At 73.6% G+C, this 23246-nt stretch carries 19 protein-coding genes; 9 read left to right on the top strand and 10 right to left on the bottom strand.

Annotated features, from left to right (window positions below):
- Nucleotides 1–18 precede the first annotated feature (18 nt).
- The gene (locus GA0070609_RS14700) at nucleotides 19–1362 is read left to right on the top strand and encodes an MFS transporter (RefSeq protein ID WP_231928779.1); all 1344 of its coding nucleotides are present in this window, start codon (nucleotides 19–21) and stop codon (nucleotides 1360–1362) included.
- Here GA0070609_RS14700 and GA0070609_RS14695 read toward each other — a convergent pair.
- The 9 genes from GA0070609_RS14695 to GA0070609_RS14655 all read right to left on the bottom strand — a co-directional run bounded on the left by GA0070609_RS14695 (nucleotide 1294) and on the right by GA0070609_RS14655 (nucleotide 11113).
- Nucleotides 1294–2928, bottom strand: a complete 1635-nt coding sequence (locus GA0070609_RS14695) for a polyketide antibiotic transporter (protein ID WP_088994333.1) — start codon at nucleotides 2926–2928, stop codon at nucleotides 1294–1296. The genes GA0070609_RS14700 and GA0070609_RS14695 overlap by 69 nt on opposite strands.
- Complete coding sequence (locus GA0070609_RS14690; protein WP_088994332.1) at nucleotides 2925–3809, bottom strand: ABC transporter ATP-binding protein; 885 nt, start codon at nucleotides 3807–3809, stop codon at nucleotides 2925–2927. The genes GA0070609_RS14695 and GA0070609_RS14690 overlap by 4 nt, the downstream gene beginning before the upstream one ends.
- A 121-nt stretch (nucleotides 3810–3930) precedes the next feature.
- The gene (locus tag GA0070609_RS14685) at nucleotides 3931–4788 is read right to left on the bottom strand and encodes a S1 family peptidase (protein ID WP_088994331.1); all 858 of its coding nucleotides are present in this window, start codon (nucleotides 4786–4788) and stop codon (nucleotides 3931–3933) included.
- A 149-nt stretch (nucleotides 4789–4937) separates the two neighbouring features.
- Nucleotides 4938–6131 (bottom strand): mandelate racemase/muconate lactonizing enzyme family protein, encoded by a 1194-nt coding sequence (locus GA0070609_RS14680; protein ID WP_088994330.1) that lies wholly within the window; start codon nucleotides 6129–6131, stop codon nucleotides 4938–4940.
- Nucleotides 6128–7093: a glycoside hydrolase family 88 protein gene (locus tag GA0070609_RS14675; protein ID WP_088994329.1), complete on the bottom strand. Its 966-nt coding sequence runs from the start codon at nucleotides 7091–7093 to the stop codon at nucleotides 6128–6130. The genes GA0070609_RS14680 and GA0070609_RS14675 overlap by 4 nt, the downstream gene beginning before the upstream one ends.
- Nucleotides 7090–8373 (bottom strand): extracellular solute-binding protein, encoded by a 1284-nt coding sequence (locus GA0070609_RS14670; RefSeq protein ID WP_088994328.1) that lies wholly within the window; start codon nucleotides 8371–8373, stop codon nucleotides 7090–7092. Before GA0070609_RS14670 ends, GA0070609_RS14675 begins: the two co-directional genes overlap by 4 nt.
- A gap of 28 nt (nucleotides 8374–8401) precedes the next feature.
- Nucleotides 8402–9247 (bottom strand): carbohydrate ABC transporter permease, encoded by an 846-nt coding sequence (locus tag GA0070609_RS14665; protein WP_231928777.1) that lies wholly within the window; start codon nucleotides 9245–9247, stop codon nucleotides 8402–8404.
- A complete protein-coding gene (locus GA0070609_RS14660; RefSeq protein WP_088994327.1) occupies nucleotides 9244–10191 on the bottom strand; it encodes a carbohydrate ABC transporter permease in 948 nt (315 codons plus the stop codon). The genes GA0070609_RS14665 and GA0070609_RS14660 overlap by 4 nt, the downstream gene beginning before the upstream one ends.
- A 115-nt stretch (nucleotides 10192–10306) precedes the next feature.
- On the bottom strand, nucleotides 10307–11113 hold the full coding sequence (locus GA0070609_RS14655; RefSeq protein WP_088994326.1) for an IclR family transcriptional regulator: 807 nt from the start codon (nucleotides 11111–11113) through the stop codon (nucleotides 10307–10309).
- A gap of 113 nt (nucleotides 11114–11226) precedes the next feature.
- Here GA0070609_RS14655 and GA0070609_RS14650 point away from each other — a divergent pair, with 113 nt between their 5' ends.
- From GA0070609_RS14650 to GA0070609_RS14620, 7 genes are all read left to right on the top strand, one after another.
- A complete protein-coding gene (locus GA0070609_RS14650) occupies nucleotides 11227–14481 on the top strand; it encodes a hypothetical protein (RefSeq protein WP_157748169.1) in 3255 nt (1084 codons plus the stop codon).
- Nucleotides 14481–15641 carry a mandelate racemase/muconate lactonizing enzyme family protein gene (locus GA0070609_RS14645; RefSeq protein ID WP_088994324.1) on the top strand — a complete coding sequence of 387 codons (1161 nt, stop codon included), beginning with the start codon at nucleotides 14481–14483 and terminating at the stop codon, nucleotides 15639–15641. The genes GA0070609_RS14650 and GA0070609_RS14645 overlap by 1 nt, the downstream gene beginning before the upstream one ends.
- Entirely contained in the window at nucleotides 15642–16538 is an 897-nt protein-coding gene (locus tag GA0070609_RS14640) for a dihydrodipicolinate synthase family protein (protein WP_088994323.1), read from the top strand.
- Nucleotides 16535–17257, top strand: coding sequence for an SDR family NAD(P)-dependent oxidoreductase (locus GA0070609_RS14635; RefSeq protein WP_088994322.1), 723 nt, complete (start codon nucleotides 16535–16537; stop codon nucleotides 17255–17257). The genes GA0070609_RS14640 and GA0070609_RS14635 overlap by 4 nt, the downstream gene beginning before the upstream one ends.
- Entirely contained in the window at nucleotides 17248–18108 is an 861-nt protein-coding gene (locus tag GA0070609_RS14630; protein WP_088994321.1) for an SMP-30/gluconolactonase/LRE family protein, read from the top strand. Before GA0070609_RS14635 ends, GA0070609_RS14630 begins: the two co-directional genes overlap by 10 nt.
- Before the next feature lie 266 nt (nucleotides 18109–18374).
- Nucleotides 18375–20012 carry a BCCT family transporter gene (locus tag GA0070609_RS14625; RefSeq protein ID WP_088994320.1) on the top strand — a complete coding sequence of 546 codons (1638 nt, stop codon included), beginning with the start codon at nucleotides 18375–18377 and terminating at the stop codon, nucleotides 20010–20012.
- A gap of 195 nt (nucleotides 20013–20207) precedes the next feature.
- A complete protein-coding gene (locus GA0070609_RS14620) occupies nucleotides 20208–21812 on the top strand; it encodes a Na+/H+ antiporter (RefSeq protein WP_088994319.1) in 1605 nt (534 codons plus the stop codon).
- Between the two features lie 9 nt (nucleotides 21813–21821).
- Here GA0070609_RS14620 and GA0070609_RS14615 read toward each other — a convergent pair whose 3' ends face one another.
- Nucleotides 21822–22472: a helix-turn-helix transcriptional regulator gene (locus GA0070609_RS14615; protein ID WP_088994318.1), complete on the bottom strand. Its 651-nt coding sequence runs from the start codon at nucleotides 22470–22472 to the stop codon at nucleotides 21822–21824.
- 101 nt (nucleotides 22473–22573) lie between these two features.
- Between GA0070609_RS14615 and folE the strand changes: the two genes are divergently transcribed.
- A complete protein-coding gene (gene folE / locus GA0070609_RS14610) occupies nucleotides 22574–23230 on the top strand; it encodes a GTP cyclohydrolase I FolE (protein WP_456299186.1) in 657 nt (218 codons plus the stop codon).
- The last annotated feature ends 16 nt before the right edge of the window (nucleotides 23231–23246 follow it).

The following is a 23246-nucleotide window of genomic DNA, read 5'->3' as shown; positions in this document are numbered from 1 at the left end:
CCGAATAGCTGATCACCCATGAGAACTCGCCGGGAGATGATCGTGCCAGCCGCCGCCCCACGCAGATCGTTCACCGTCCTGTGGGCGTCCCAAGCGTCCTCGAATCTCGCCGACGGGCTGCTGCAGGCCGCGGCGCCGCTGCTCGTCGCCACGCTGACCCGTGACCCGCTCCTGGTGGCGGGCATGACGGTGGTGCAGTTCCTGCCCTGGCTGGTGGCAACCCTCCCCGCCGGCGCGCTGGCCGACCGGATGGACAGACGTCGGATCCTTGCCGCTGGCAACTGCCTGCGCGCGGCCGGGTTCGCGCTGCTCGCCGTGGCCCTGGCGAACGGATGGCGCCACGTCGCACTGCTGTACGCCGCAGTGTTCCTGGCCGGTTGCGCCGAGACGATGGTCGACAACGCCGCCCTGACCATCCCGCCCCGCCTGCTGCCACGCGAGCAGCTCGAGCGCGCCAACGGCCGGTTGTTCGCGACCCAGTCCGTCATCAACACCTTCATTGGTCCGCCCGCCGGGGCGGCGTTGTTCGCGCTGGCGGCATCAGCGGCCTTCTACACCGGCGCAGCCGCGTTCACCCTCGCCGGCCTGGCAGCTCTGCTGCTGCCCGCGCTGCGCCCCACCGGCGAGGAACACGAGCGCCGCCGCTCGACCCCAACCACCATCACCCAGGACATCCGCTCCGGATGGGCCCACTTCTGGCGCCACAATCTGCTGCGCCGAGTCGCGTTCATCTCGGCGGCGATCAACTTCTTCGGCGCGGCCACCGGCGGGCTGCTCGTTCTGCTGATCACCGGCCCGTACCAGCTGCCCATGGCGCATTACGGTCTGTTCATCGCGGTTCCCGCCGCCGGTGCGATCGCCGGCTCGCTGCTCGCCGAACACGTCGTGCCTCGCATCGGCGGCGGCCCCATCACCTGGCTCGCCGCCCTCGCCCCGGCCGCCAGCTACGCCATCCTCGGCCTGGGGCACCACACACCCCTCGCCCTCGCCAGCCTGTTCTGCGCCGCCATTGCCACCTCGCTGAACCAGATCGTCGTCAGCACCTTGCGCCAAGCAGCAGTTCCCGACGAACTCCTCGGCCGCGTCACCGCCGCCTACCGCCTGGTCGTCCTGGGTGTCGTCCCCTTCGGAGCCCTCGCCGGCGGCCTGCTCGGACGCAGCCTGGGGATCCGCGCACCCTTCATCGCCGCAGCCCTCGGCCTCGTGCTCGCCGCGCTCCTGCTCGCCTCCCGGGTCACCACCCAAGCCCTCCGTGACGCCGAGACAACCCGTCACCCCTCGACAGAAGTACAGCTACGGACGCAGGTCGCGGCGGCGGTAACCCCAGGCGCCCGCGCCCAAGGCCACGCCGGCGAGGGCTAGCATGACGGCCGCCGCCGGCCAGTTCGGCGCCACCTCCGGCACGGCCGCCAGATGGGCGTACGGTGACAGCCGGCCCACCCAGCCCGGTGCCGCCACGCTGTCCGCCACCACCTGGAGCAGGAAGCCGCCGGCCGTCGGCAGCATCCCCAGCGCCGCCACCGCCCGGGTGCCCAGGCCGAGGGCGAGTACCGCGGCGCCGAGGCTGAGCAGTGCCAGCGGGACCACGTTCCAGGTGCCGGCGAGCGCCGCGGCCAGCGGCAGGTCCGCGCCGACCGTGACCGCGCCGAGCCAGGTCGCCACCGCCGCGACGGTGACCAGGACGGCCACCCCGGCGGCGGTGGTCACCGCCTCGGCGGCGAGCAGCCGAGTGCGGCCGCTCAGGCCAGCGTGGAGCAGGGTCAGCCGTCCGCCCGTCTCGGCGGCGGCGAACGCGCCGAGCCGGACCGCGGCGAACGCGCCGACCGGGACGGCGAGCAGGGCGAACAGGGAGGCGGCGTAGCCGCGGACGGTGCCGAGGCCGACGAAGCCCGCCTGCGCGGCCAGGTCGGCGAAGCGGGAGTTCTCGGCGAGGAAGGTGGTCATCGAGTCGGCGAGCAGCCCGATCAGCAGGAAGTACGCGCCGATCCCGGCCGACCAGCCGGCGAGCGGCCGCAGTACCCGCCGGACGGCGAACGCCTCGACCGAGCCGAGCAGCCACCGGCGGGGCGGCCGACCCGCGGGAGGGCGGAGCAGCCCGTCCCGGACGTCCCGCCGGCCGGCCAGGGCGAGCGCGGCGCCGGCCAGTGCGACGGTGGTGACGGCGACGACGGCCAGCGGCGCCCACCGGTCGTCCTGGTACGGGCGGGTCAGCGCGAGCGGACCGTACGGGGGCAGCCAGCGCAGCCAGCCGAGCGGGGTGACGCCGTCGCCCACCATCCGGGCCACCAGGGCGACACCCAGCAGGGCCAGGGTGCCGCCGGTGGCGCCGGCCCGGGTGGGGAAGACCTGCGCGGCGAGGGCGGCGGCCGCGACGGCGTACGCGCCGACCAGGGCCAGGCCGGTGGCGTGCAGGGCGGCTCCCGGAGCCGGCGTGCCGGCGGCGGTGAGCGCCGCGGCGAGCGCGATGCCGGTCCCGGCCAGGGCGGCCGCCAGCACCGCGAGGTGCCGGCCGAGCACCCCGGACGGGGTCAGCCGGCCGGCGAGCAGCAGGTCCCAGCGGCCGGCCTCCTCCTCGCCGCGGGTGATCCGGGTGGTGGCGAGCAGGCCCCACACCGACAGCAGGACGGCCAGCACGGTGCCGGTGCGCCACGCGGTGAAGCCGCCGGCGGTGTCGAGGGCGACGGGTTCGCCGAACAGGGTGCGGACCGCCGGGTTGCGGGCCAGCGCGGCCAGCGAACCGGTGTCGAGCCCGTCGCCGACGGTGCTGGTGTAGGTGGTGGCGACCAGCGTCGACATGCCGACGGTCAGCGTCAGGACGACGAGCGCCGCCCGGCGGACCTGGCGTACCGCGAGCAGGGTGACGGCGGGGTTGGCCGTGGTGGAGGTGCGGCCGGGGTGGGTGGTGGCGGGTTGCGCGGTGGCGGTCACCGGTCCGCCTCGCCGTAGTAGTCGAGGAAGATCTCCTCCAGGCTCGGCTCGCGGACGGTGAGGGCGGTGACCTCGGCGGCCGCGAGGGAGCGCAGGGCCGGTGCGGGCGGCCCGGTCAGGGTGAGCCGCAGCAGCTCGGGACCCTCCGCGAGGATGTCGACGCCGGCGAGGCCGCGCAGGTCGGGCGCGGGGCCGGTGAAGCGGGCGGTCACCTCGGTGCGGTGCAGCCGGCGCAGCTCGGGCACGCCGGCCACGTCGACCAGCCGGCCGGCGCGCAGGATCGCGACCCGGTCGCAGACGGCCTCGACCTCGGCGAGCTGGTGGGAGCAGAGGAAGACGGTCTGGCCCCGGTCGCGGGCGTGTGCGACGGCCCGGCGGAACTCCCGCTCCATCAGCGGGTCGAGGCCACTGGTGGGTTCGTCGAGGACCAGCAGCGGCGCGCGGGTGGCGAACGCGGCGACCAGCGCGACCTTCTGCCGGTTGCCGGTCGAGTACGTCCGGCCCGGCTTGGACGGGTCGAGGGCGAACCGGTCGACCAGTTCGTCGCGGTAGGCGCGGTCGACGCCGGCCCCGGTGGCGGCGAGCAGTTGGAGGGTCTCCGCGCCGGTGAGCTGGGGCCACAGCGCGACGTCGGCGGGCACGTAGGCCAACCGGCGGTGGGCGGCGACGTCACCGGCGTCGGTGTCGAAGATCCAGGCGCGGCCGGCGGTGGGCCGCGCCAGGCCGAGCAGCAGCCGGATGGTGGTGGACTTCCCGGCGCCGTTCGGGCCGAGGAACCCGAACACCTCGCCGGCCGGCACGGTGAGATCCAGCCCGTCGAGGGCGAGCAGCGACCCGTAGCGCTTGATCAGGTGTTCGGTGCGGACGGCAGGGGTGGCCATGCGGCGCCTCCGGTCGACGACGTGTCACGACTGCCGACCAGGCTTCCCGGCGCACCACCGTCACCGTACTACCGATGGTGCGGCCGGGGAAGCGGGTGAGGGCGCGGGCGTCGATGCCGGCTCAGGGGATGGTGAGGCCGTACGCGGCGAGGACCTCGGTGATCGGCTGGTAGTAGGTGGTGCCGCCGCTGGTGCAGTTGCCGCTGCCGCCGGAGAGGATCCCGATGATCGTGCCGGTGGCGGCCACGTAGAGCGGGCCGCCGCTGTCGCCGGGCTCGGCGCAGATGTTCGTGCGGATCAGACCGGACACGCTGCCCTGCGCGTAGTTCACCGTCTGGTTGAGGGCGGTGACCAGGCCGCACCGTACGCCGGTGGTGGCGCCGCTGCGGCACACCGCCTGCCCGACGTACGCGTTGCCGGCGCCGTAGACGGTGAGCAGGCCGGGGTGGGTGTAGACGGCGCTGGGGTGGGCGATGCGGCCGGTGTAGCGCATCAGGCCGTAGTCGTTGGTCGGGAAGCTGCTGCCAACCCGGGAGCCGATGGCGGTGCTGTGCGCGGCGTCGGAATACCAGGTCGCGGCCGTCGTGGTGCAGTGCCCGGCGGTGACGAAGTAGTAGGTGCTGCCGCTGCGCACGTTCGCGCCGAGCGAGCAGCGTCCGCCGGAGCTGCCGTAGACGGCCTGACCGGCGGCGATGAGGATGCGCAACCGCCCTGGCTCGTGCCGGAGCGCGGCGCCGGCCCGGGCGGCGGTCGTGCGCAGCGCCGCGAGGTCGGCGCCGGTGACGGTGTCGTCGACGGTGACGGTCTGCCGGCCGGTGGCCGGGTCGACGCCCCAGGCGGTGCCGGGGGTGCGGATGGTGGCCAGCGCCGCCGCGGCGTCAGCGGTGGCGGGGGCGGCGTGGGCGGCGGCGTGGGCGGCGGGGGGCCCGCCGAGCAGCAGGGTGGCCAGGACGAGGGCGACGATCGGCAGGCGGCGCATCCGACCCCTCCTATATCGGTGAGCGTAGATGTATGCACAGCATCCGCCACCGGCGCGGCGCTTTCAACCAGGTGTCGGGCAACGGGCACCGCCCGCCGCGACCGGCCGGCCCGCGCCGGTCCTGCCATCCGCCTCCGGCCTGTTCCTCGTTACGGTCGGCGGCCGGTCAGCGTCCGTACCACGTCCTCGTCCACGGTGATGCCGAGGCCGGCGCCGCGCGGCACCGCGCACCGTCCGCCGATCGGGGCGGTCGCGTCCGGGGCGACCGCGGTGAGCGGGTTGGTGCCGATCCAATGTTCGAGCACCGCGAAGTTGGGCATCGCCGTCGCGCACTGGACGCTGGCGTACCAGTGCACCGCCGAGCCGATGCTCACGTGCGGAGTGGCCTGCGCGCCGAACGCGTCGGCGAGGGCGGCGATCCGCATGGTCTCGGTGATCCCGCCGGCCCGGCACACGTCCGGTTGCAGCACCCGCAGGGCGCCGGCGCGGAGGAACTCCAGCGCGCGGTGCCGGGTCGCCAGCGAGTCCAGCGCGAGTGGGATGTCCAGCCGGGCGGCGAGGGTGGCGTACCCGTCGAGGTCCTCCGGGGGTAGCGGCATCTCGAAGAACCCGACGCCGGCCTCCTGGAGGGCGCGGCCGACCCGGAGCGCCTGCGGCACCTCGTACTGGCCGGCCGCGTCGGCGTACACGGCGGCCTGGTCACCGAAGACGTCCCGGACGGTCTGCACGGAGGCGATGTCGTCCTCGGGGCGGGCGCCGATGGCCACCTTGACCGCGTCGTAGCCGAGGTCGCGCAGCCGTTCGGCTTCCTGGCGCACCGCCTGCTGGCCCCCTGCTCCGGAGCCGGCGGGCGCGGCCGGTACGCCGGAGGCGTACAGCCGCAGGGTGTCCCGGTAGCGGCCGCCGAGCAGGGCGTGCAGTGGCTGGTCGAGAGTGCGGGCGAAGGCGTCCCAGAGGGCGATGTCGAGGCCGGCGAGGGCCTCCAGCCAGAAGCCGCTGTCGTGGCCGCGGACCCGCATGCCGGTGTATACCCGGTCCCAGGTGCGGCCGATCTCGTCCAGCCGGGAGCCGACGGCGAGCGGCGCGATCAGGTCGTCGATGATGGCGGCGGTGGCGCGGGCGCCGACGGGCGCTTTGGCCTCGCCCCAGCCGACCACGCCGTCGCTGGTCTCGACGCGGACCAGGACGGCGTCGATGGTGTCGCTGTAGACGTAGCGGCGGCGTTCCATGGGCGGGTACTCCACCACCGCGCTGCCGTGGTCGGCGCTCCACGCCCGGGCCCCCCAGTACGTCTCGGCCGGCTCGGCGCGGACCGCATAGCTGCGGACGTCGACGACCTTCATCTCTCCTCCTCGGCGATGGCGCGATCCAGGGCGGCGTGCAGCACGGGGGCCTGTCCCCACGGGAAGACGCCGAGCGCGCCATGGCGGTAGTCGCGGGCGGCGCCGACCGGCGTTGCCTCGGACACCGCTAGCGCCCCGTTCGGGGCGAGCCGGCGCAGGGTGGCCGCCCACGCCCGGTCGGCCATCGCGCCGTGGGCCGGGTCGACCAGCCCGGCGTCGATCGCGTGCGGCAGGATCCAGGCGAGGTACGCGGAGGTGCTCGCCTCGACCGGCGCGTGCGGGTCGTCCACCACGGTGGACCACTCGCCGTCGCGTTCGTGCGCGGCCAGCGCGTCGACCAGACGGACGAGTCGCTCGGCCAGCCCGTCGTCGGGAGCGTGGAGCAGGGTTTCGGTGAGGCCGAGCAGTGCCCACGCCTGCCCGCGTCCCCAGGCGACGCCGTTGCCGTGTTCGGCCCGGGTGTCATAGCCGTGCTGGAACAGGCCGTGGGGCAGCTGCAGTGCGGTCGCGTACTCGGTGGCGTAGCTGACGGCCTCGTCGGCGTGCCCCAGCGCGGCCAGGCCGGGCCCGTCGGTGTGCATGCAGTCGACCCAGACCGTGGCCGACCAGGGCGGTAGGTCAGGGCGGTGCAGGCGGGGTCCTCCGGGGTGCGCGGGTCGGGCGTCGCGCACCGCGGTGAGCCACCGGCGGCAGGCGTCGGTCACGTCCAGGTCGGGTCGGTGGTCGGCGAGGGCGAGCAGCGCCTCGACCGCGATGAGGTGGTCGGTGGGATCCGGCGGTGCGGTGAGCGACGGCGCGACGAGGTCGACCACCCGCTGGGTGAGATCGGGACGGCCCAGCGTGTCACCGGCGCGCAGCAGCGCGGTGAGGATGCCGCCGACCCCGAAGCCCCAGATCCGCGGGGTGGTGGCGGCGGTCACCTGGGCGACCGCCGCCACCAACCGGGTGTCCACGCTGGTCACTTGATCAGGGCCTGCACCGCCCGGCCGGCCTCGCGCATCGCGTCCGCCGGCTTGCTCTTGCCGACCAGCACCGCCTGCACCTGCTCGGAGATGACCGTCTCCATCTGGGCGTACTGGGGGTACTTCCAGAACGGGTTCGGGGTTGCGGTGGCGGTGATCCGCTCGCTGAACTGAGAGGTGAAGGCGTCGGTCTTCACCTGCTCGGAGGCGAGCGCCGTGGTGGTGGTGGGCGGCAGGGACAGGTCCTTGAAGTAGCCGAGGACGGTCTGCTCGTCACTGGTCAGCCACTTGGCGAAGTCGGTGGCGGTGTTGGCGCCCTCGCCCTCGACGACCACCACGGCGTGGCCCCACTGTACGGCCCGGGGCTTGTCGCCGGCGTTCTTCACCGGGCGGGCGATCGGGTCCAGCTTGTCGGCGATGGACTTGTCGGGGGAGCCCTTGACGACGAAGTCCCGCCCGACGATGGCGTCGTCGTAGATGGCAGCCTTGCCCTGAGCGAACAGGGTCCGGGCGTCGACCCGCTCCACGTCGGGGGCGATGAGCTTCTCGTCGTAGAGCTTCTTGTACCAGGTCACCGCCTCGATGCTGGCGTCGTCGCCGACGGTGACCTTGTCGCCGTCGAGCAGCGGGCTGCCGAAGGTCTGCATCCAGATGAGGATGTCCTTGAGCTGGGCGACCTTGGTGGAGGCCGCGTACGGGATGACTCCGGTGCCCTTGAGCGCCCGCAGTGTGGCCTCGAAGTCGGTGATGGTGCTGGGCGCGGTGGTGACGCCGGCCTTCTGCAACAGGTCGCGGTTGGCGATCAGCCCGATCGCGGCGGTGGTCCAGGGCAGGCCGACCTGCTTGCCGTCGACCTGACCGGAGCTGAGCGCGGCCTCGGTGTAGCCGGCGCCCTTGGCGACCTCCCCGAGGTCGCGCAGCTTGCCGAGGGCGGCGAGGCCGGCGAGCCAGGCGATGTCCATCTGCGCGGCGCCGGTGAACTGGCCGCCGCGCACCTGGAGGGTGAGCTGGTTGAGGTAGTTGTTGTAGGCCAGCGGCACGCCGTTGACGGTGATGCCGGCCTTGCTGCCGTAGCCGCGCATCAGCTCTTCGATCTTGGCCTTGGAGGCGTTGTCGGCCAGGCTCCAGGAGGCGAAGGAGAAGTTGGTGGCGGACTTGGCGGTGTCCTCCTCGGGGCCGTCGGCGCTCGGCGCGCAGGCGGCGACGCCGCCCAGGCCGAGGGCGCCGGCGCCGAGCCCGACGAGGCGGAGCATGTCCCTGCGCGAAAGGTGGCTACTCATGGTTGGACCTCCGGGACGGGGGGTGGTGTTATCCCTTGATGGCGCCGGCGGTGATGCCGCCGACCAGGAATCGTTGGAGCGCGATGAACGCGACCACGACCGGCAGGGACGCCAGCAGTGACGCGGCCATCAACTCGGCCCATTGCGCGGTGGCCTCGCCGAGGAACGCGTTGACGAGGCCGGGTGGCAGGGTGGTCTTCTCGCGCCCGGCGAGGGTAAGCGCGAAGATGAAGTCGTTCCAGCCGCGGACGAACGCGAACAGTCCGGCGGCGATCAGCCCCGGCGCCGACAGCGGCAGGATCACCGAGTGGATGGTGCGCAGCCGCGAGGCGCCGTCGACGCGGGCGGCCTCGACGAGGGAGTCGGGAATGGTGTCGAAGAAGCCCTTGAGCATCCAGACGCAGAGCGGCAGCGTGAAGGTGGTGAACGACAGCACCAGCGCGGTGTAGGTGTCGAGCAGGTGGTAGGCGCTGAACAGGGCATAGAGGGTGACCAGCAGCAGCGCCTGCGGGAACATCTGGGACGAGAGCACGAAGTACATCAGGCTGCGCCGGCCGCGGAAGCGGAACTTGGAGAAGGCGTAGCCCATGTAGGCCGAGACAATGACGCTCAGCACCGCGGTGATGACCGAGACCACGATGCTGTTGAGCAGGTAGCGGGCCAGCGCCGGCTCGTCGGCCAGGTTGGCGAAATTGTCCAGGGTCAGTTCGGTGGGGATGAACGACGGCGGGTAGCGGAAGGTCTGCTGTGCCGGGGTGAACGCGGTGACGAGCATCCAGTAGACGGGCAGCAGCCCGAACCCGCCGAGGACCGCCACCGCGATCCAGGCGGACGCGCGGGAGCCGCGGCTGTCCCTCGCGGAGCGCTTGCTCACAGTTGCCCCTCTCGCTCGGACCGGCGGACGTAGACGGCGACCATGCCGAGCAGCAGCAGCATCCACAGCAGGCCGAGTGCCCCGGCGCGGCCGAGGTCGAAGCCCTGGAAGGCGGTCTCGTAGACGGCGGTGGCGAACGTCTCGGTGGCGCCGGCCGGGCCGCCGCCGGTCATCACGTAGATCAGGTCGAAGTGCTGGAAGTTCCAGATCAGTTCCAGCAGCAGGACGATGCCGATGATGCCGCGCAGGTGCGGCAGGGTGACGGCGAAGAACCGCTGCACCGGGCCGGCGCCGTCGGTCTCGGCCGCCTCGTGTAGTTCGACCGGTACGGTCTGCAGGCCGGCCAGCAGCATCACCATGATCCAGGGGAAGCTCGCCCAGGTCTTGGCGACGATGACGGCGGTCATCGCGGTGCCGGAGCCGGCGAGCCAGGCCTGTGGCTCGTCGATCAACCTCAGCGTCTCCAGCACGCCGTTGGCCAGACCGTAGTTCGCGTTGAAGATCCACATCCAGAGGAACGACACGACGACGCTGGGCACCAGCCAGGGGATGAGCAGCAGCCCGCGCAGGGTGGCGCGACCCCGGATCCGGGTGTTCAGCGCCAGGGCGAGGGCGAGGCCGACCAGGAACGGCGTGACGGTGGCGCCGACGGTGAAGACCAGGGTCTGGCGCAGCAGCCGCCAGAAGTCACCGCCGAGCAGCTCGGTGATGTTGGTCAGCCCGACGAAGCTGCGGCCGGGCTCGACGAGACTCTGCTCGAAGAACGCGGTGACCAGCGAGGCGACCAGCGGGTAGACGACGATCGCGCCGAGCATCGCCAGCGCGGGCAGCATCAGCAGCGCGGCGAACGCGCCGTCGCCGAGCGCGCGGGGTGGGCGGGCCCCGGTCGGCTTCGGGGCGGGCTTGCCGCCGGTGGTCCCGGTCCGGGCGGTCTCGGTGCTCATGCCAGCACTCCGTTTCGCTCGGTGCCGCCGGTTCTGGCCCGCCGCGCCGCCCTGCTGAACGACGCCGGCCGCAGCCACCCATGGGGCGCCCCCGCGCCGAGGTCGCCGCGCTCGGTCACCGGACGGCCTGCATGCGGGCTGGGATGCGGTCGGCGGGACCCAGGTAGCCCAGGCCGGTGCTGATCGCGTCGGCGGCTTCGATGACCATGCGGGACAGTTCGGCCTCCCGGCTGTCGAGGGCGATAGCGGACAGCGGGCCGGAGACCGACAGCGCGGCGCAGACGGTGCCGGTGTGGTCGAGGATCGGGGAGGCGACGCAGGCCCGCCCGCGGGCGAGTTCCTCGACCTCGGTGGCGTAGCGGCGCTGCGCGGCCTGTTCGACGGCGGCGTCGAGGGCGGCGTGGTCGGTGATGGTGGCCGGGGTGTACGCCGGCAGGTCCGGCAGCAGTGCCCGGCGCTGCTCGGCGTCCGTGCCGATCAGCAGGCACTTGCCGAGCCCGGTGGCGTGCAGCGGGTTGTGCTGGCCGATCAGCACGAACGACCGGGGGGCGAGGGTGCCCTCGAAGTTGCAGAGGTAGAACAGCGACGCTCCGCTGCGGATGGCGACGTTGGCGCCGAGGCCGAGTTCCGCGGCGAGGTTCTGGGCGCGTTGGCGGGCCTCGCGGTGCACCGGATGGTTGTTGAGCGCGACGCCGGCCATCGTGATCAGCGCCGGCCCGAGTTGGTAGAGGCCGCTGACCTGGTCGCGCTGCACGAGGTCGCAGGACTCCAGGGTGGCCAGTAGCCGGGAGGCGGTGGACTGCCCGAGCCCGGCGTGACGGGCGACGTCGGACACGCGCAGCGCGGGCTGGCCGGCGAGAAAGGCGTTCAGCACGGCGGCCGCCTTTTCCACGCTCTGGTTGGTGCCCTGATCACTGGCCACGAAGTCTCCTTCTGGACGTCCCATCCATTGCTGTGTCAGAGTGGCGCTCATGTTGCATCGTGTCAACCGCCGATTGCATACGAGTTGCAGAATCGTGGTCGCAGGGCGCAGCCATGACATCTGAGCGTGCAGTTCCGCCCTTTGACCAGCCCACCAAGATTGACGGTCACGCTGGCCCGCAGGGGCGGCGGCTGCTCAGCGCTGCCCTGCCGGCGATGGCCGGCAACGTCGCCGTCCGCACTGCCGTCCGGGTGCCCGAGCCCCGGCACGGCACCGGTGTCAGCGCCGCCGAACTCCTGCTCAACGCCAACACCGACCGGTGCTACGCGGTCGGGCTGCGGGTGCGTACCGGAGTGCGCTACCTGACCGTCACCCGGCACGCCGACGGGCGCGCCGAGCTGCTGGCCGACGACATCCTGGCGTACGACTTCGACCGGTGGCTGCCGGTCGAGGTGACCATCGTCGACGGCCGGATCACCGTCGGGGTCGACGGGAGTACCGCGGCCACCGTCACCGACCGCCTCCCGCTCGACGGCGGCGGCGTCGGGCTCGCCGCCACCGCCACCGCCGCCGAATTCGCCCCGGTCGAGGTGGTCGCTCTCGGTCCCCGCAGACCGCCGGCCGGCAGAACCGTCGACGCCGCCAGCCCGGACCTGACCGCTGCGGCCATCGAGCCGGCGGCGACGGTCGAGGGCCCCGGCTACCGGCTGGACGTCGCCGCGCTGCGCTGGGCCGGCGGGTCCGGGTACGCCGCAGAGCTGACCGTGCGGGCCGGCGACGGCTGGGTACGGGCGAGCGAGCGGTTCGGCGAGCGATGGCTGGTGCTGCGCGGCGACGCTGGCAGCCGGCGCGACCCGCAGGGCACCCTGGACCGGTATCCGGTCACCCTCACCGAGCTCGAGGTGCTCGGCGCCGACTCCGTACGACTGCGCGGCGGCCATCCGGAACTGTTCGCACTGACCGTCACCTGGCGGCTGGACGGCCCGCACCCCTACGCCGACATCGAGCTCACCCCGCGGGTCGATGGCCGCTTCGTGGTCGCCTACCAGGCGTTCACCGCCGTGCCCGAGGACGAGGTCGACGAGGTGCTGTGCGGGCCCCTGCGGCACGCCCGGATGATCGGCGGACCGGCGTCCGTCGGCCGCGACGAACTGTTCGCGCCGATGTGCCTGGTGCAGCGCGGCCCGGTCACCACGGGCCTGTTCGCCCCGGCCGGCGAGCTGCCGTTCGAGTACGAGTCGGCCCGTGGCGACGACGACCAGCCCTTCGGCATGGGCCTGCGCACCCCCGACGGCCGGGTGGCACCCACCCTCTACGCCCCCCAGTACGGCCGTCGTGCCGACCTGCGCGCCGGCGAGACGTACCGGTTCACCGTCGGCGTGTACGCCGGCCGCACCGAGCTCTACGACGCCTACCGCGACCTGCTGCGCGGCGAGTACGGCTACACCGCCTACCGGCGCAACGTTGCCGGCTGCTCGCTCACCGACACCGTGCACAACCTGATCGACCTACTCAAGGCCGGCCCGGATACCGACGACCCGGTCGACTACCAGGGCTCGCCGAGCGGCTGGTGGAGCCGGGCCAAGGGGTTTATCGACATCGAGAACAACCAGGCCGTACGGGCCACCACGACCGCGGTGCTGCTCGGCGCGTACCAACTCACCGGGGACGACGAGCTCTACGAGACCCGGGCGCTGCCGACGGTCGAGTTCCACCTGTCGCGCAACGGCTACGGCTGGACGCCGCGCGAGGACGCCACCGTGTACGGCGACCCGACGAAGCACGCCCTGTGCGGCACCCCGTTCGGCGCGCCCGCGCTCGCCCCGCTGCACACGCTGACTCGGGGCACCCTCACCGCCGCCCGCGAGCTGGCCCTGTCCAGCCTGGACGCGCAGGACTACTGGCTCAAGCGCACCCCGATGAGCGAACCGCTGGCGGCGTACCGGATGACCCGCGACCCGAAGCTGCTGCGCCAGGCCGAGGAGGCCGCCGAGCGGTACGTGGTCGAGGATCTCGACCAGCCGTACGGCGGCGAGGCCGACCCGCACGACTTCGCCCTCTACTACTGCCGGGCCTGGATCGAACTGCTGGAGATGTTCGAGGAGACCGGTCGACGCCGCTACCTCGACGCCGCGTACGCCGAGGCGAAGCGCTTCGTCACGATGGTCTTCGCCCGCCCGGTGCCGGACACCACGGTGACCGTGCCGGAACGGCCGCTCTTCGTCGACCGGCAGATCGAGCTGACCGGCTGGTGGAACCCGGACGACCTGTACGACTACCCGGCCACCGACGTGCCCGACGAGCAGGTCCCCGCCTGGCAGGTGTCACCCACCGGGCTGAGCATCGAGGCGCTGAACACGTACCGGTTCAACGGCTTCACCCTCAACCCCGGCTGGGCCCCGTTCCTGCTGCGACTGGCCGCGCACACCGGCGACGACCTGCTGCGCGACGTGGCGCACAACGCGCTGGTCGGCCGGTTCACCAACTACCCGGGCTACTACTACCGGCAGCTGACCGTGCACCACCTGCGCCCCGACTTCCCGTGGACCGGGCCGTTCGGCAACACCACCGTCTACTACCACCACGCGCCCGCCCAGCTCGGCATGGCGCTCGACTACCTGGTCACCGAGCACGAGACCCGCTCCGGCGGGGCGATCGCGTTCCCGGCGGAGTTCGAGCAGAACTACGTGTGGTTCGCCTTCCGCGTCCGCGGCCACGCGACCGGCCGCTTCCACGGCGAGGACGGCGTCTGGTTGTGGCTGCCGAAGGGGCTGGTGCGGCTGGACACCGAGCAGGTCAACTGGATCGCGGCCGAGGGCGGGGACCGACTCTGCGTCAGCCTCACCAACGCCGCCGCCACCGATACCACGGTGACCGTGACGCTGGACCCGGCGTGGGTGCCGATGACCCCCGGTGTCGCGTACCGGGCCACGGTGATCCGCGACGGCGGCGTGCCGGAGCGGGCCGAGGTCGTCGACCACCGCCTGACCGTGCCGGTGTCCGGGCACGGCATCACCGCCATCGTGGTGCACGGCCTCGCGCTCGACGTACCGCTGCACCGGGCGGGCGCCGCCCCGGTCGGCGCGCACCGGTTCGACGACGGCCCGGTGGGCGCGGTGCGGGGCATCCTGATCCCGAAGCCCGACGGCAGCCGCTACCACGCCTACGTGCAGGCCGCGACCCGAGAACCGGCGACGCTGCACTGGTCGCTCGACGACGGCGCCAGCTGGCAGCGGGCCGACCGCGCGGTGCTGCCGAACGAGTGGACCGTGCCGGTGGACGACCTGTCCGCCGCGTTCAGCTACGTGGTGCAGGTCGGCGACCGGCGCACGGAGCCGGTGCGGCTGGCCTGCGGACAGGAGGCGTGATGCGGATCCGCGAGGTACACACCCACGTGCTGAAGGTGCACGCCGACGAGGCGTACCTGGGGCCGAAACGGGACGGCAGCCGCATCGGCGGCGGCTACGAGGTCCGCGAACCGTGGCGCAGCCTCTACTCGTCCCGCTACGAGACGCTGCTGGTGGAGGTGGTCGCCGAGGACGGCACCACCGGCTGGGGGGAGGCGCTCGCCCCGGTGGCGCCCGAGGTGCCCGCCGCCATCGTCGACCTGCTGCTCGCCCCGGTGTTGGTCGGCATGGACGCCACCGCTCCCCGCCCCGCCTGGTACCGGCTGCGCGACCTGATGCGCGAACGCGGGCACCTGGTCGGCCACCAGGCCGACGCGCTCGCCGCCGTGGACATCGCGCTCTGGGACCTCGCCGGCCGGCTCGCCGGGCTCGGCGTCGCCCAACTGCTCGGCGGGGCGTTCCGCACCCGCCTGCCCACGTACGTCTCCGGCCTGCCCCGCCCCACTGACCCGGAGCGGGCCGAGCTGGCCCGGGACTGGGCCGACCGGGGCGCGACCGCGGTCAAGCTGCACCTCGGGCACGGCGTCGCGGCCGACCTCACCACCGTCGACGTGGTCCGCGCGGCCGCCCCGGGCCTGCGGGTCGCCGTCGACGGGCACTGGGCCTACGGGGTGGACGAGGCCGTCGCGTTGGCCCGCGGTCTCGCCGAGCGGGGCGCCTGGTTCCTGGAGGCGCCCCTGGCGCCGGAGGACGTCGTCGGGCACGCCGAACTCGCCGCCCGCTCGACCGTCCCGGTCGCGGTCGGCGAGGCGCTGCGCAACCGGTACGAGTTCGCCCAGTGGCTCGACGCCCGGGCGCTGCGGATCGCCCAGCCGGACGTGGCGCGTACCGGGATCACCGAGGCGATGGCGATCGCCGAGCTGTGCGCCGCCCGGCACGTGCCCGTCGCCCCGCACCACTCCGTCGGCATGGGGGTCTCCCTCGCCGCCGGCCTGCACGTCGCGGCGGCGGTCGCCGACCTCGCCGCGTTCGAGTACCAGCCGACCTCCACCGAGGTCGGATCACGCATCCTCACCGGGCCGGTGCCCCTGCACCCGGCCGCGTTCGACCTGCCCGCGGGACCCGGACTCGGCGTCGACGTCGACGTCGAGGCGGTTCGCGCCCTGGCCAAGGAGTCCTGAGTGCCCCACACCGTGCACGGCCTCGTGCCGATCCTCGCCACCCCGTTCGGGCCCGACGGCGCCCTGGACCTGCCCAGCCTGCGTCGGCTCACCGAATTCCAACTCGCCAGCGGCGTCACCGGCGTCGCGGTGTTCGGCATGGCCAGCGAGGGTTTCGCCCTCACCGCCGACGAGCGGGCCCGCATCCTGGCTACGGTCACCGACGTCGTGGCCGGCGCGGTGCCGGTCGTCGCGGGCGTCAACGGCACCTCGACGGTCACCGCGATCGAACAGGCCGACGCCGCGGTGGCCGGTGGTGCCACGGCGCTGATGGTGCTGCCCCCGTTCATGGTCAAGCCCACCCCCGACCAGCTGCTCGCCTTTTACAGCCACGTGGCGGCGGCCGCCGGCGTCGAGGTGATGGTCCAGGACGCGCCCGGCGCCACCGGTGTCACCATGGCGCCCGCGCTCATCGCCGAACTCGGCAAGCTCGACGGCGTCACCTCGGTGAAGGTGGAGACGCCGCCGACCGCGCCGAAGGTCGCGGCCGTCGTCGCCGCCCGCGCCGACGACAGCTTCGCCGTCCTCGGCGGCCAGAACGCCCAGTTCTGCCTCGAGGAGTACGGCCGCGGCGCTATCGGCACCATGCCGGCCTGCGAGTTCCCCGACCTGCTCGGCCCCGTCCTCGCCGACTGGGCGGCCGGCCGGCACGTCGAGGCGCGGGCCGGGTTCACCCGGCTGCTGCCGCTGATCCTGTTCGGCCTGCAGCAGGGCATCGCCTGGGCGGTGCACAAGGAGGTCCTCGTGCGGCGCGGGCTGATCGCCGACGCCACCGTCCGCTCGCCGGCCCGACCGCTCGACGCGGCCGGCCGGGCGTCGCTCGCCACCATCCTCGACGACCTGGGACTGGGGCGGTGAGCGGCCGGGGCGTCCTCGTCGTCGGCGCCTCCTCGCCGATCGGTACCGCCATCGCCCGGGTGTTCGCCGACGCCGGGGACCGGGTGGTCGGCGTCAGCCTCGACGAGCACGCCGATCCGGCGTTCACCACCGAACTGATGGCCGACTGCGCCGACCCGGACGCTGCGGCGGCCACCGTCGCCGCGGCCCACCGGGTGCTCGGCCGGCTCGACGTGGTGGTGCCGGCCGCCGCCGTCATGCCGGTCGCCTCGGCGGCCGAGACCACCGACGGGCAGTGGCGGATCGCCATCGACGCCACCCTCGACTCGACGTTCTACGTCGTCCGGGCTGCCCTGCCGTTGCTGCCGCGCGGCGGCGCAATCGTCGCGGTCAGCTCCGTCAACGCCACCCTCGCCGCTCCCGGCCTGCCGGGCTACGCCGCCGCGAAGGCCGGCGTCGAAGGGTTGGTCCGCCAGCTCGCCCTGGAGTACGGGCCGGCCGGGATCCGGGTCAACGCCGTCGCTCCCGGCATGATCGGCAGCGCCGACCTGCCCGCGGTCACCGAGGGCTATCCGCTGCGCCGGGTCGGTCGTCCCGAGGACGTCGCCGCCGCGGTGGCGTTCCTCGCCTCCCCGGCGGCGGACTTCGTCACCGGCGCGGTGCTCCCGGTGGACGGCGGGTTGTCCATCTCTTCGCCCGCCGCCTGGCTCCGGCCCGACCTGCGCGCCCGATGGCTGTGAGTGTCGAGGACGTCGACTGGTCGGTGCTGGGCGAGCTGCGCTGCGAGCTGGGGGAGAGCCCGGTCTGGGACGCCGGGCGGTTGCACCTGGTCGACGTCACCGGCCACACGGTCTGGACCCTCGACCCCATCGCCGGGACGGCGCACGGCGTCACCTGCGCGCGGCGTCTTACCGCCCTGGTGCCCGCGGCCGGTGGCGGGTGGTGGCTGGGAGTCGCCGGGCGGGACCTCGGCGCCTTCGACCCGTACGACGGAACCTTCCGGACGGTGCTCAGCGTGCCCGGGCCGGCCGACCTGGCGTTCAACGACGCGGTGTGCGGGCGGGACGGGATGCTTTACACCGGCTCCGTCGACCGTGGCCGGGCCGGGCGGGCCGCCCTCCACGTGGTCGGCGCGGACCTGGGTCACCGGGTGGTCGCCGCCGGGGTGGGCGCCTCGAATGGCCTCGACACCAGCCCGGACGGCACCGTCCTGTACCACGCCGACACGTTCGCCGGCACCGTTACCGCGTACGGGCCGGACCGGCGCCGGGTGGCCTCCGTACGCGTCGACCGCCCGGACGGCATCGCGGTCGACGCCGACGGCGGGGTCTGGGTCGCACTGTGGGGCTCCGGCCTGGTCCGCCGCTACACCGCCGAGCTGCGGCCGGACCGGGCGCTGCGGGTGCCGGCGCCGCTGGTCAGCAACGTGGCGTTCGGCGGGCCGGCTCTGCGGGTCATGTTCGTCACCACGGCCCGGACCGCCGGCGTGCCAGGATCCGGGGCGGTGTTCACCGCCGATGTCGGTGCGCGTGGGCTTCCCGCGGCACGGTTCGCTGTTCGTCCCGGCATCGGCCACGAAGGGTCGCTCTGACCCCGTCTGGGTCGTTCGCGGCTGATCTTGTCACACAACTGTCATGGAACCGCAGGGTCGCCTCCACGATCGGCTCCGAAAGTGGTGGCCGCACAGTCGCGGCGTCGCGCTGGTCGCAGTCCAGCGAACGCCGCCCGCCGCGACTGCTTCCCGAGTGCCCGGACCGCTCCGGTCGGCAGGGCCGAGACAGGGACGCGGGGACGGACGCGCGATCGCGCCCAGGCAGGTGGCCCGCGTCCCGTGAGACCACGGAGGGTCCACAGACCATGACCGTGTCTGCCAAACCGGCGACAACCGAGGACAACACCGAGCCAGGCGGTCCGCCCATCGGGCCGGACGGCGGCCAGCGAGGCATCGACCGGACCGTGCTCGGCGTGGCCGCCGCGGCGTCGGTGCTCTTCGTCCTGTGGGGCATCCTGGCGACCGACAACCTGGCGTCGGTCACCGGGACGGCGCTCGACTGGGTCGTCAGCGTGTTCGGCTGGGTCTTCGTACTGGGCAGCGCGGGCTTCGTGGCGCTGTCGATCTGGCTGGCGCTCAGCCGGTACGGCCGGATCAAGCTCGGCCGCGACGACGAGAAGCCCGAGTTCTCCACCGTGTCCTGGGTGGCGATGATGTTCAGCGCCGGCATGGGCATCGGCCTGATGTTCTGGGGCGCCGCCGAGCCGCTGTCCCACCTGGGCACCCCGCCGCGCGGGCTCACCGAGCCGAACTCCCAGCAGGCCGCCCGGGTGGCCATGGAGTACTCGTTCTTCCACTGGGCGCTGCACCCGTGGGCGATCTACGCCGTGGTCGGCCTGGCGATCGCCTACTTCACCTTCCGCAAGGGCCGGCGCGGCCTGATCAGCAGCGCCTTCTTCCCGCTCATCGGCGAGCGCGCCAACCGCGGTCCCGGCAAGGCCATCGACATCTTCGCGATCTTCGCGACGCTGTTCGGCTCCGCGGTCTCGCTCGGCCTGGGCGCCCTTCAGATCAACAGCGGGCTGACGAACCTGTGGGACGTGCCGAACTCCACCCCGTTGGCGATCGGCATCATCGCGGTGCTCACCGCGGCGTTCGTGGTCTCCGCCATCACCGGCGTCAAGCGCGGCATCCAGTTCCTGTCGAACACCAACATGGTGCTCGCGGTGGCGCTGCTGTTCTTCCTGCTCGTGGTGGGCCCGACCGTCTTCATCTTCAACACGCTCACCGCGTCGACCGGCGGCTACCTCTACGACCTCATCCCGATGAGCTTCCGCACCGGCGCCTTCGGCGGCGAGGAGTGGATGGCCGGCTGGACCATCTTCTACTGGGCGTGGTGGATCTCCTGGACGCCGTTCGTCGGCGCGTTCATCGCCCGGATCTCCCGGGGCCGCACGATCCGCCAGTTCGTCCTCGGCGTGGTGGCCATCCCGAGCCTGGTCAGCTTCGTCTGGTTCTCGGTGTTCGGTGGCACCGCCATCAACCTGCAGCTCGGCGGCACCGACCTGTCCGCCGCGGTGGCGGAGAGCCCGGAGGCGGCGCTCTTCGCGGTACTGCGGGAGTTCCCGCTCTTCACCGTCACCGCGATCGTGGTGATGGTGCTGGTGGCGCTCTTCTTCGTCAGCGGCGCGGACGCCGCCTCGGTGGTGATGGGCACGCTCTCCTCCCGCGGCGACATCGAGCCGAAGAGCTGGCTGGTCGCCCTGTGGGGGGTGCTGACCGGGCTGGTGGCCGCGGTGCTGCTGCTCGCCGGTGGGCTGTCCGCGTTGCAGTCGCTGACCATCCTCGCCGCCCTGCCGTTCCTGTTCGTGATGGTCGGCATGGTCGTCGGGCTGCTCCGCGAGCTGCGTCGGGAACCCGCCACCGCGACGATGGCCCCGGAGTTGCGCGCCCTGACCCTCGCCGCCGAGCGGCAGGCGGCCGGGAGCCCCGAGGCCTCCTGACCGGTACGCTGAGGCGGGTCGGCCCCGAACGGGGCCGGCCCGCGTCGTGCGGTGCCGACCTGCCTGGCCCCTGACGCGCCGCCTGCCGCCGTTTCCGCCCGGCCGGGGCCCGCCCCCGTGCGAGCGTGGGCTGGTGACCCGGGCCGCCGGCGCGAACGCCGGATTCCGGCCGCCGGACAGGAGGGATCGGCTCGGATGGTGACCGCGTTGGCGCTGGTGCTCGGCGGCCTGGTGGTGGTCATGGTGGCCAACGCGGTGGCCCACCGCAGCGGCCTGCCGGCGTCGGTGCTGCTGGTCCTCGCCGGCATCGGCTACGGCTACCTGCCCGGCCCGAACCTCACCCTCGACCCCGAGGCCGTGCTCTACCTGGTCATCCCGCCGCTGCTCTACGCCGCCGCGTTGCAGTCGAGCCTGACCGCGCTCCGCACCAACGCCCGTACGGTGGCCGGGCTGTCGGTGGCCCTGGTGCTGGTCACCGCGCTCGCCGTCGGGTTCGGGCTCAACGCGACCGTGGCCGCCGTGCCGCTGAGCGTCGGCATCGCGGTGGGCGCGGCGGTCTCGCCGCCGGACCCGGTCGCGGCGCTGTCGATCGGCCGGCGCGCCGGCCTGCCGCCCCGGCTGATCACGCTGGTCGAGGGGGAGGGGCTGCTCAACGACGCCACCGCCCTGACGATCCTGCAGGTCGCCGTCGCGGCGGCGGTCGGCGGGGCGTTCTCCGTCGGCCACGCGGTGGGGGACTTCCTCGTCGTGGCCGCCGGCGGGCTGCTGGTCGGCCTGGTCCTCGCCGCGGCCATCGCCCAGCTCCGGAAGAGGGTCAGCGACCCGCTGATCGACAACGCGCTGTCACTGGGCACCCCGTTCGCCGCCTACCTGGCGGCCGAGAAGCTGCACGTGTCCGGGGTGCTCGCGGTCGTCGTGGCCGGCCTGTGGCTCGGCCACCGCAGCGCGTCGCTGCAGTCCAGCCGGGCACGCCTGCAGACCCGCGCGGTATGGCACCTGGTGGAGTTCCTCCTCGAGGGCTACGTGTTCCTGCTGATCGGCCAGCAACTGCCGGCGGTCGTCCGCGGCCTGCGCGACTACGACGTCAGCACGGTCGTCACCGCCGCCGCGGTCACCGTCGGCACGGTGCTGCTGGTACGGCCGCTGTGGCTGCTGCTGGCGGCGCACCTGCCCACGCGGATGCACGCCCGGCTGGGCGGCGACCCGCGCCCGGGCAACCCGCCGCTGTCCGGGCGGGAACTGCTCGCGCTGAGCTGGGCCGGCACCCGTGGGGTGATCACCCTTGCCGCGGCGTTCACCCTGCCCGCCGACACCCCCGCCCGGGACCTGCTGCTCTTCTGCGCCTACCTGGTGGTGCTGGTGACCCTGATCGGCCAGGGGCTGACCTTCGCCCCGCTGCTGCGCCGGCTGCGGCTGCCGGGCACCGAGGTCAGCCGGGCGCTGACCCGCAACCAGGCGCGCGCCGCCGCCGTGCAGGCCGCCCTGCAGCGGCTGGACTCGCTCGCCGCGGCCGACCCCACCGTCGGGAAGATCGCGGCGCCGCTGCGTCACGCGGCCGAGGTCCGCCAGCAGCGCTACACCACCCGGGTCGAGCTGCTCTCCGCGGTCGAGGACCAGATGCTGCCGACCGACGAGGAGTACCTGGCCGCGCTGCGGGCCCGGCGGGAGATGATCGACGCCGAGCGGGAGGAACTGCTCGCCTGGCGGGACGCGGGCCGGCTCGCCGACGCCGACATGCGGGTGCTGGAACGCGAGCTGGACCACGTGGAGAGCGTCCTGCCGCCGCTGCCCCCGTCCTGAAACCGGGGCTCAGGACGGCAGATCCAGCTGCACGCAGCAGGCGCCGGGGCGGGGCGCCAGCCGGGCCTCGGCGCCCGCCGCGCCGAGCCCGTCGAGCAACCCGGTGAGGAAGGCGTGGTTGAGCCCGCAGACCAGCGCGGTGTGCCGGGTGGCCAGGGCGTGGAACGGGCAGTTGTGCAGCAGCACCCGGCGCGACGCGTCGGGCCGCGGTTCGAAGCCGAGCCCGTCCAGCGCGGACAGGATCCCGCACCCGTCCGCGGCCAGGCCGGCACCGAGGTCGCGGCCCCGCTGCCCGGCGAGGCGACGCGCGGCGTCGTCGGCGCGGGTCGGGTCCTCGGCGACCGCGTCGGCGAGGATCTCGGCGATCAGCTCGTAGCGGCGTTCCGGGATCGTCACGGCGAGCCCGTCGCCGGCCGGCTCGTACACCTTGGGGCTGCGGCCCCGGCCCCGGGGCTGGTCCGCCGGCGCCTGGTAGTGGGCGCGCAGCAGGCCGGCGTCGACGAGCTTGTCGAGGTGGAAGGCGGCCAGCCCGCGGGTGATCCCGGTTGCGTCGGCGGCCTCCTCGCGGCTGACCGGGTGGTCCTGGTGACGGACGTGGTCGTACAGCGCCCGCCGGGACGGATCGGCGAGCGCGGCCACGGCGGTCCACCGGTCCGGCACCCCCCGAGATTATCACCAGCGTCCGCTATTGAAATTCTGCCGCGCCGGGTCCAGCATGAATAACGACAACGGTGGTTGGCGAAAACGGATGGGTGGCCGACATGGACCTGATGGACCCGGCGTCCACGACCGACGGTGCGTCGGTCGCCGAGGACGAGGCCGGACCGGGCCCGCTGCGGGTGCTGCGGCGTCGGCCCGGCCGGGACCTGGCCGCCGCCGAACGGGCCGCGGCCGACTTCCTCGCGGCACTCGGCGTCGACATCGACGCCGACGGGTTGGCCGACACGCCGGGCCGGATGGCCCGCGCCTACGCCGAACTGCTCACCCCGCGCGAGTTCCGGCTCACCACCTTCGACAACGACGAGGGCTACGACGAGCTCGTCGTCGCCCGCTCCATCCCGATCCGCTCGGTGTGCGAGCACCACTTCCTGCCGTTCCTCGGCGTCGCCCACGTCGGCTACCTGCCCGGCGGGCGGATCCTCGGGCTGTCCAAGCTCGCCCGGGTGGTGGAGCTCTTCGCGCACGGGCCGCAGGTCCAGGAACGGCTGACCCGGCAGATCGCCGACTGGCTCGCCGCGCAGCTGCGGCCGAAGGGGGTCGGGGTGGTCGTCGAGGCCGAGCACCTCTGCATGAGCCTGCGCGGGGTGCGCGCGGTCGGCGCCACCACCGTCACCTCGACGCTGCTCGGCACGCTGCGCGACGACCCGCGCTCGCGCGCCGAGTTCTTCGCGCTGACCGGCGTCGGCGCCCGCCCGTGAATCCGTACGAGGAGGA

The organism is Micromonospora echinaurantiaca, assembly GCF_900090235.1.
In the GTDB taxonomy this organism is placed as follows: Bacteria; Actinomycetota; Actinomycetes; order Mycobacteriales; family Micromonosporaceae; genus Micromonospora; species Micromonospora echinaurantiaca.
The sequence above is the reverse complement of the archived record's forward strand: the minus strand, read 5'-3'. Positions and strand labels throughout refer to the sequence as shown.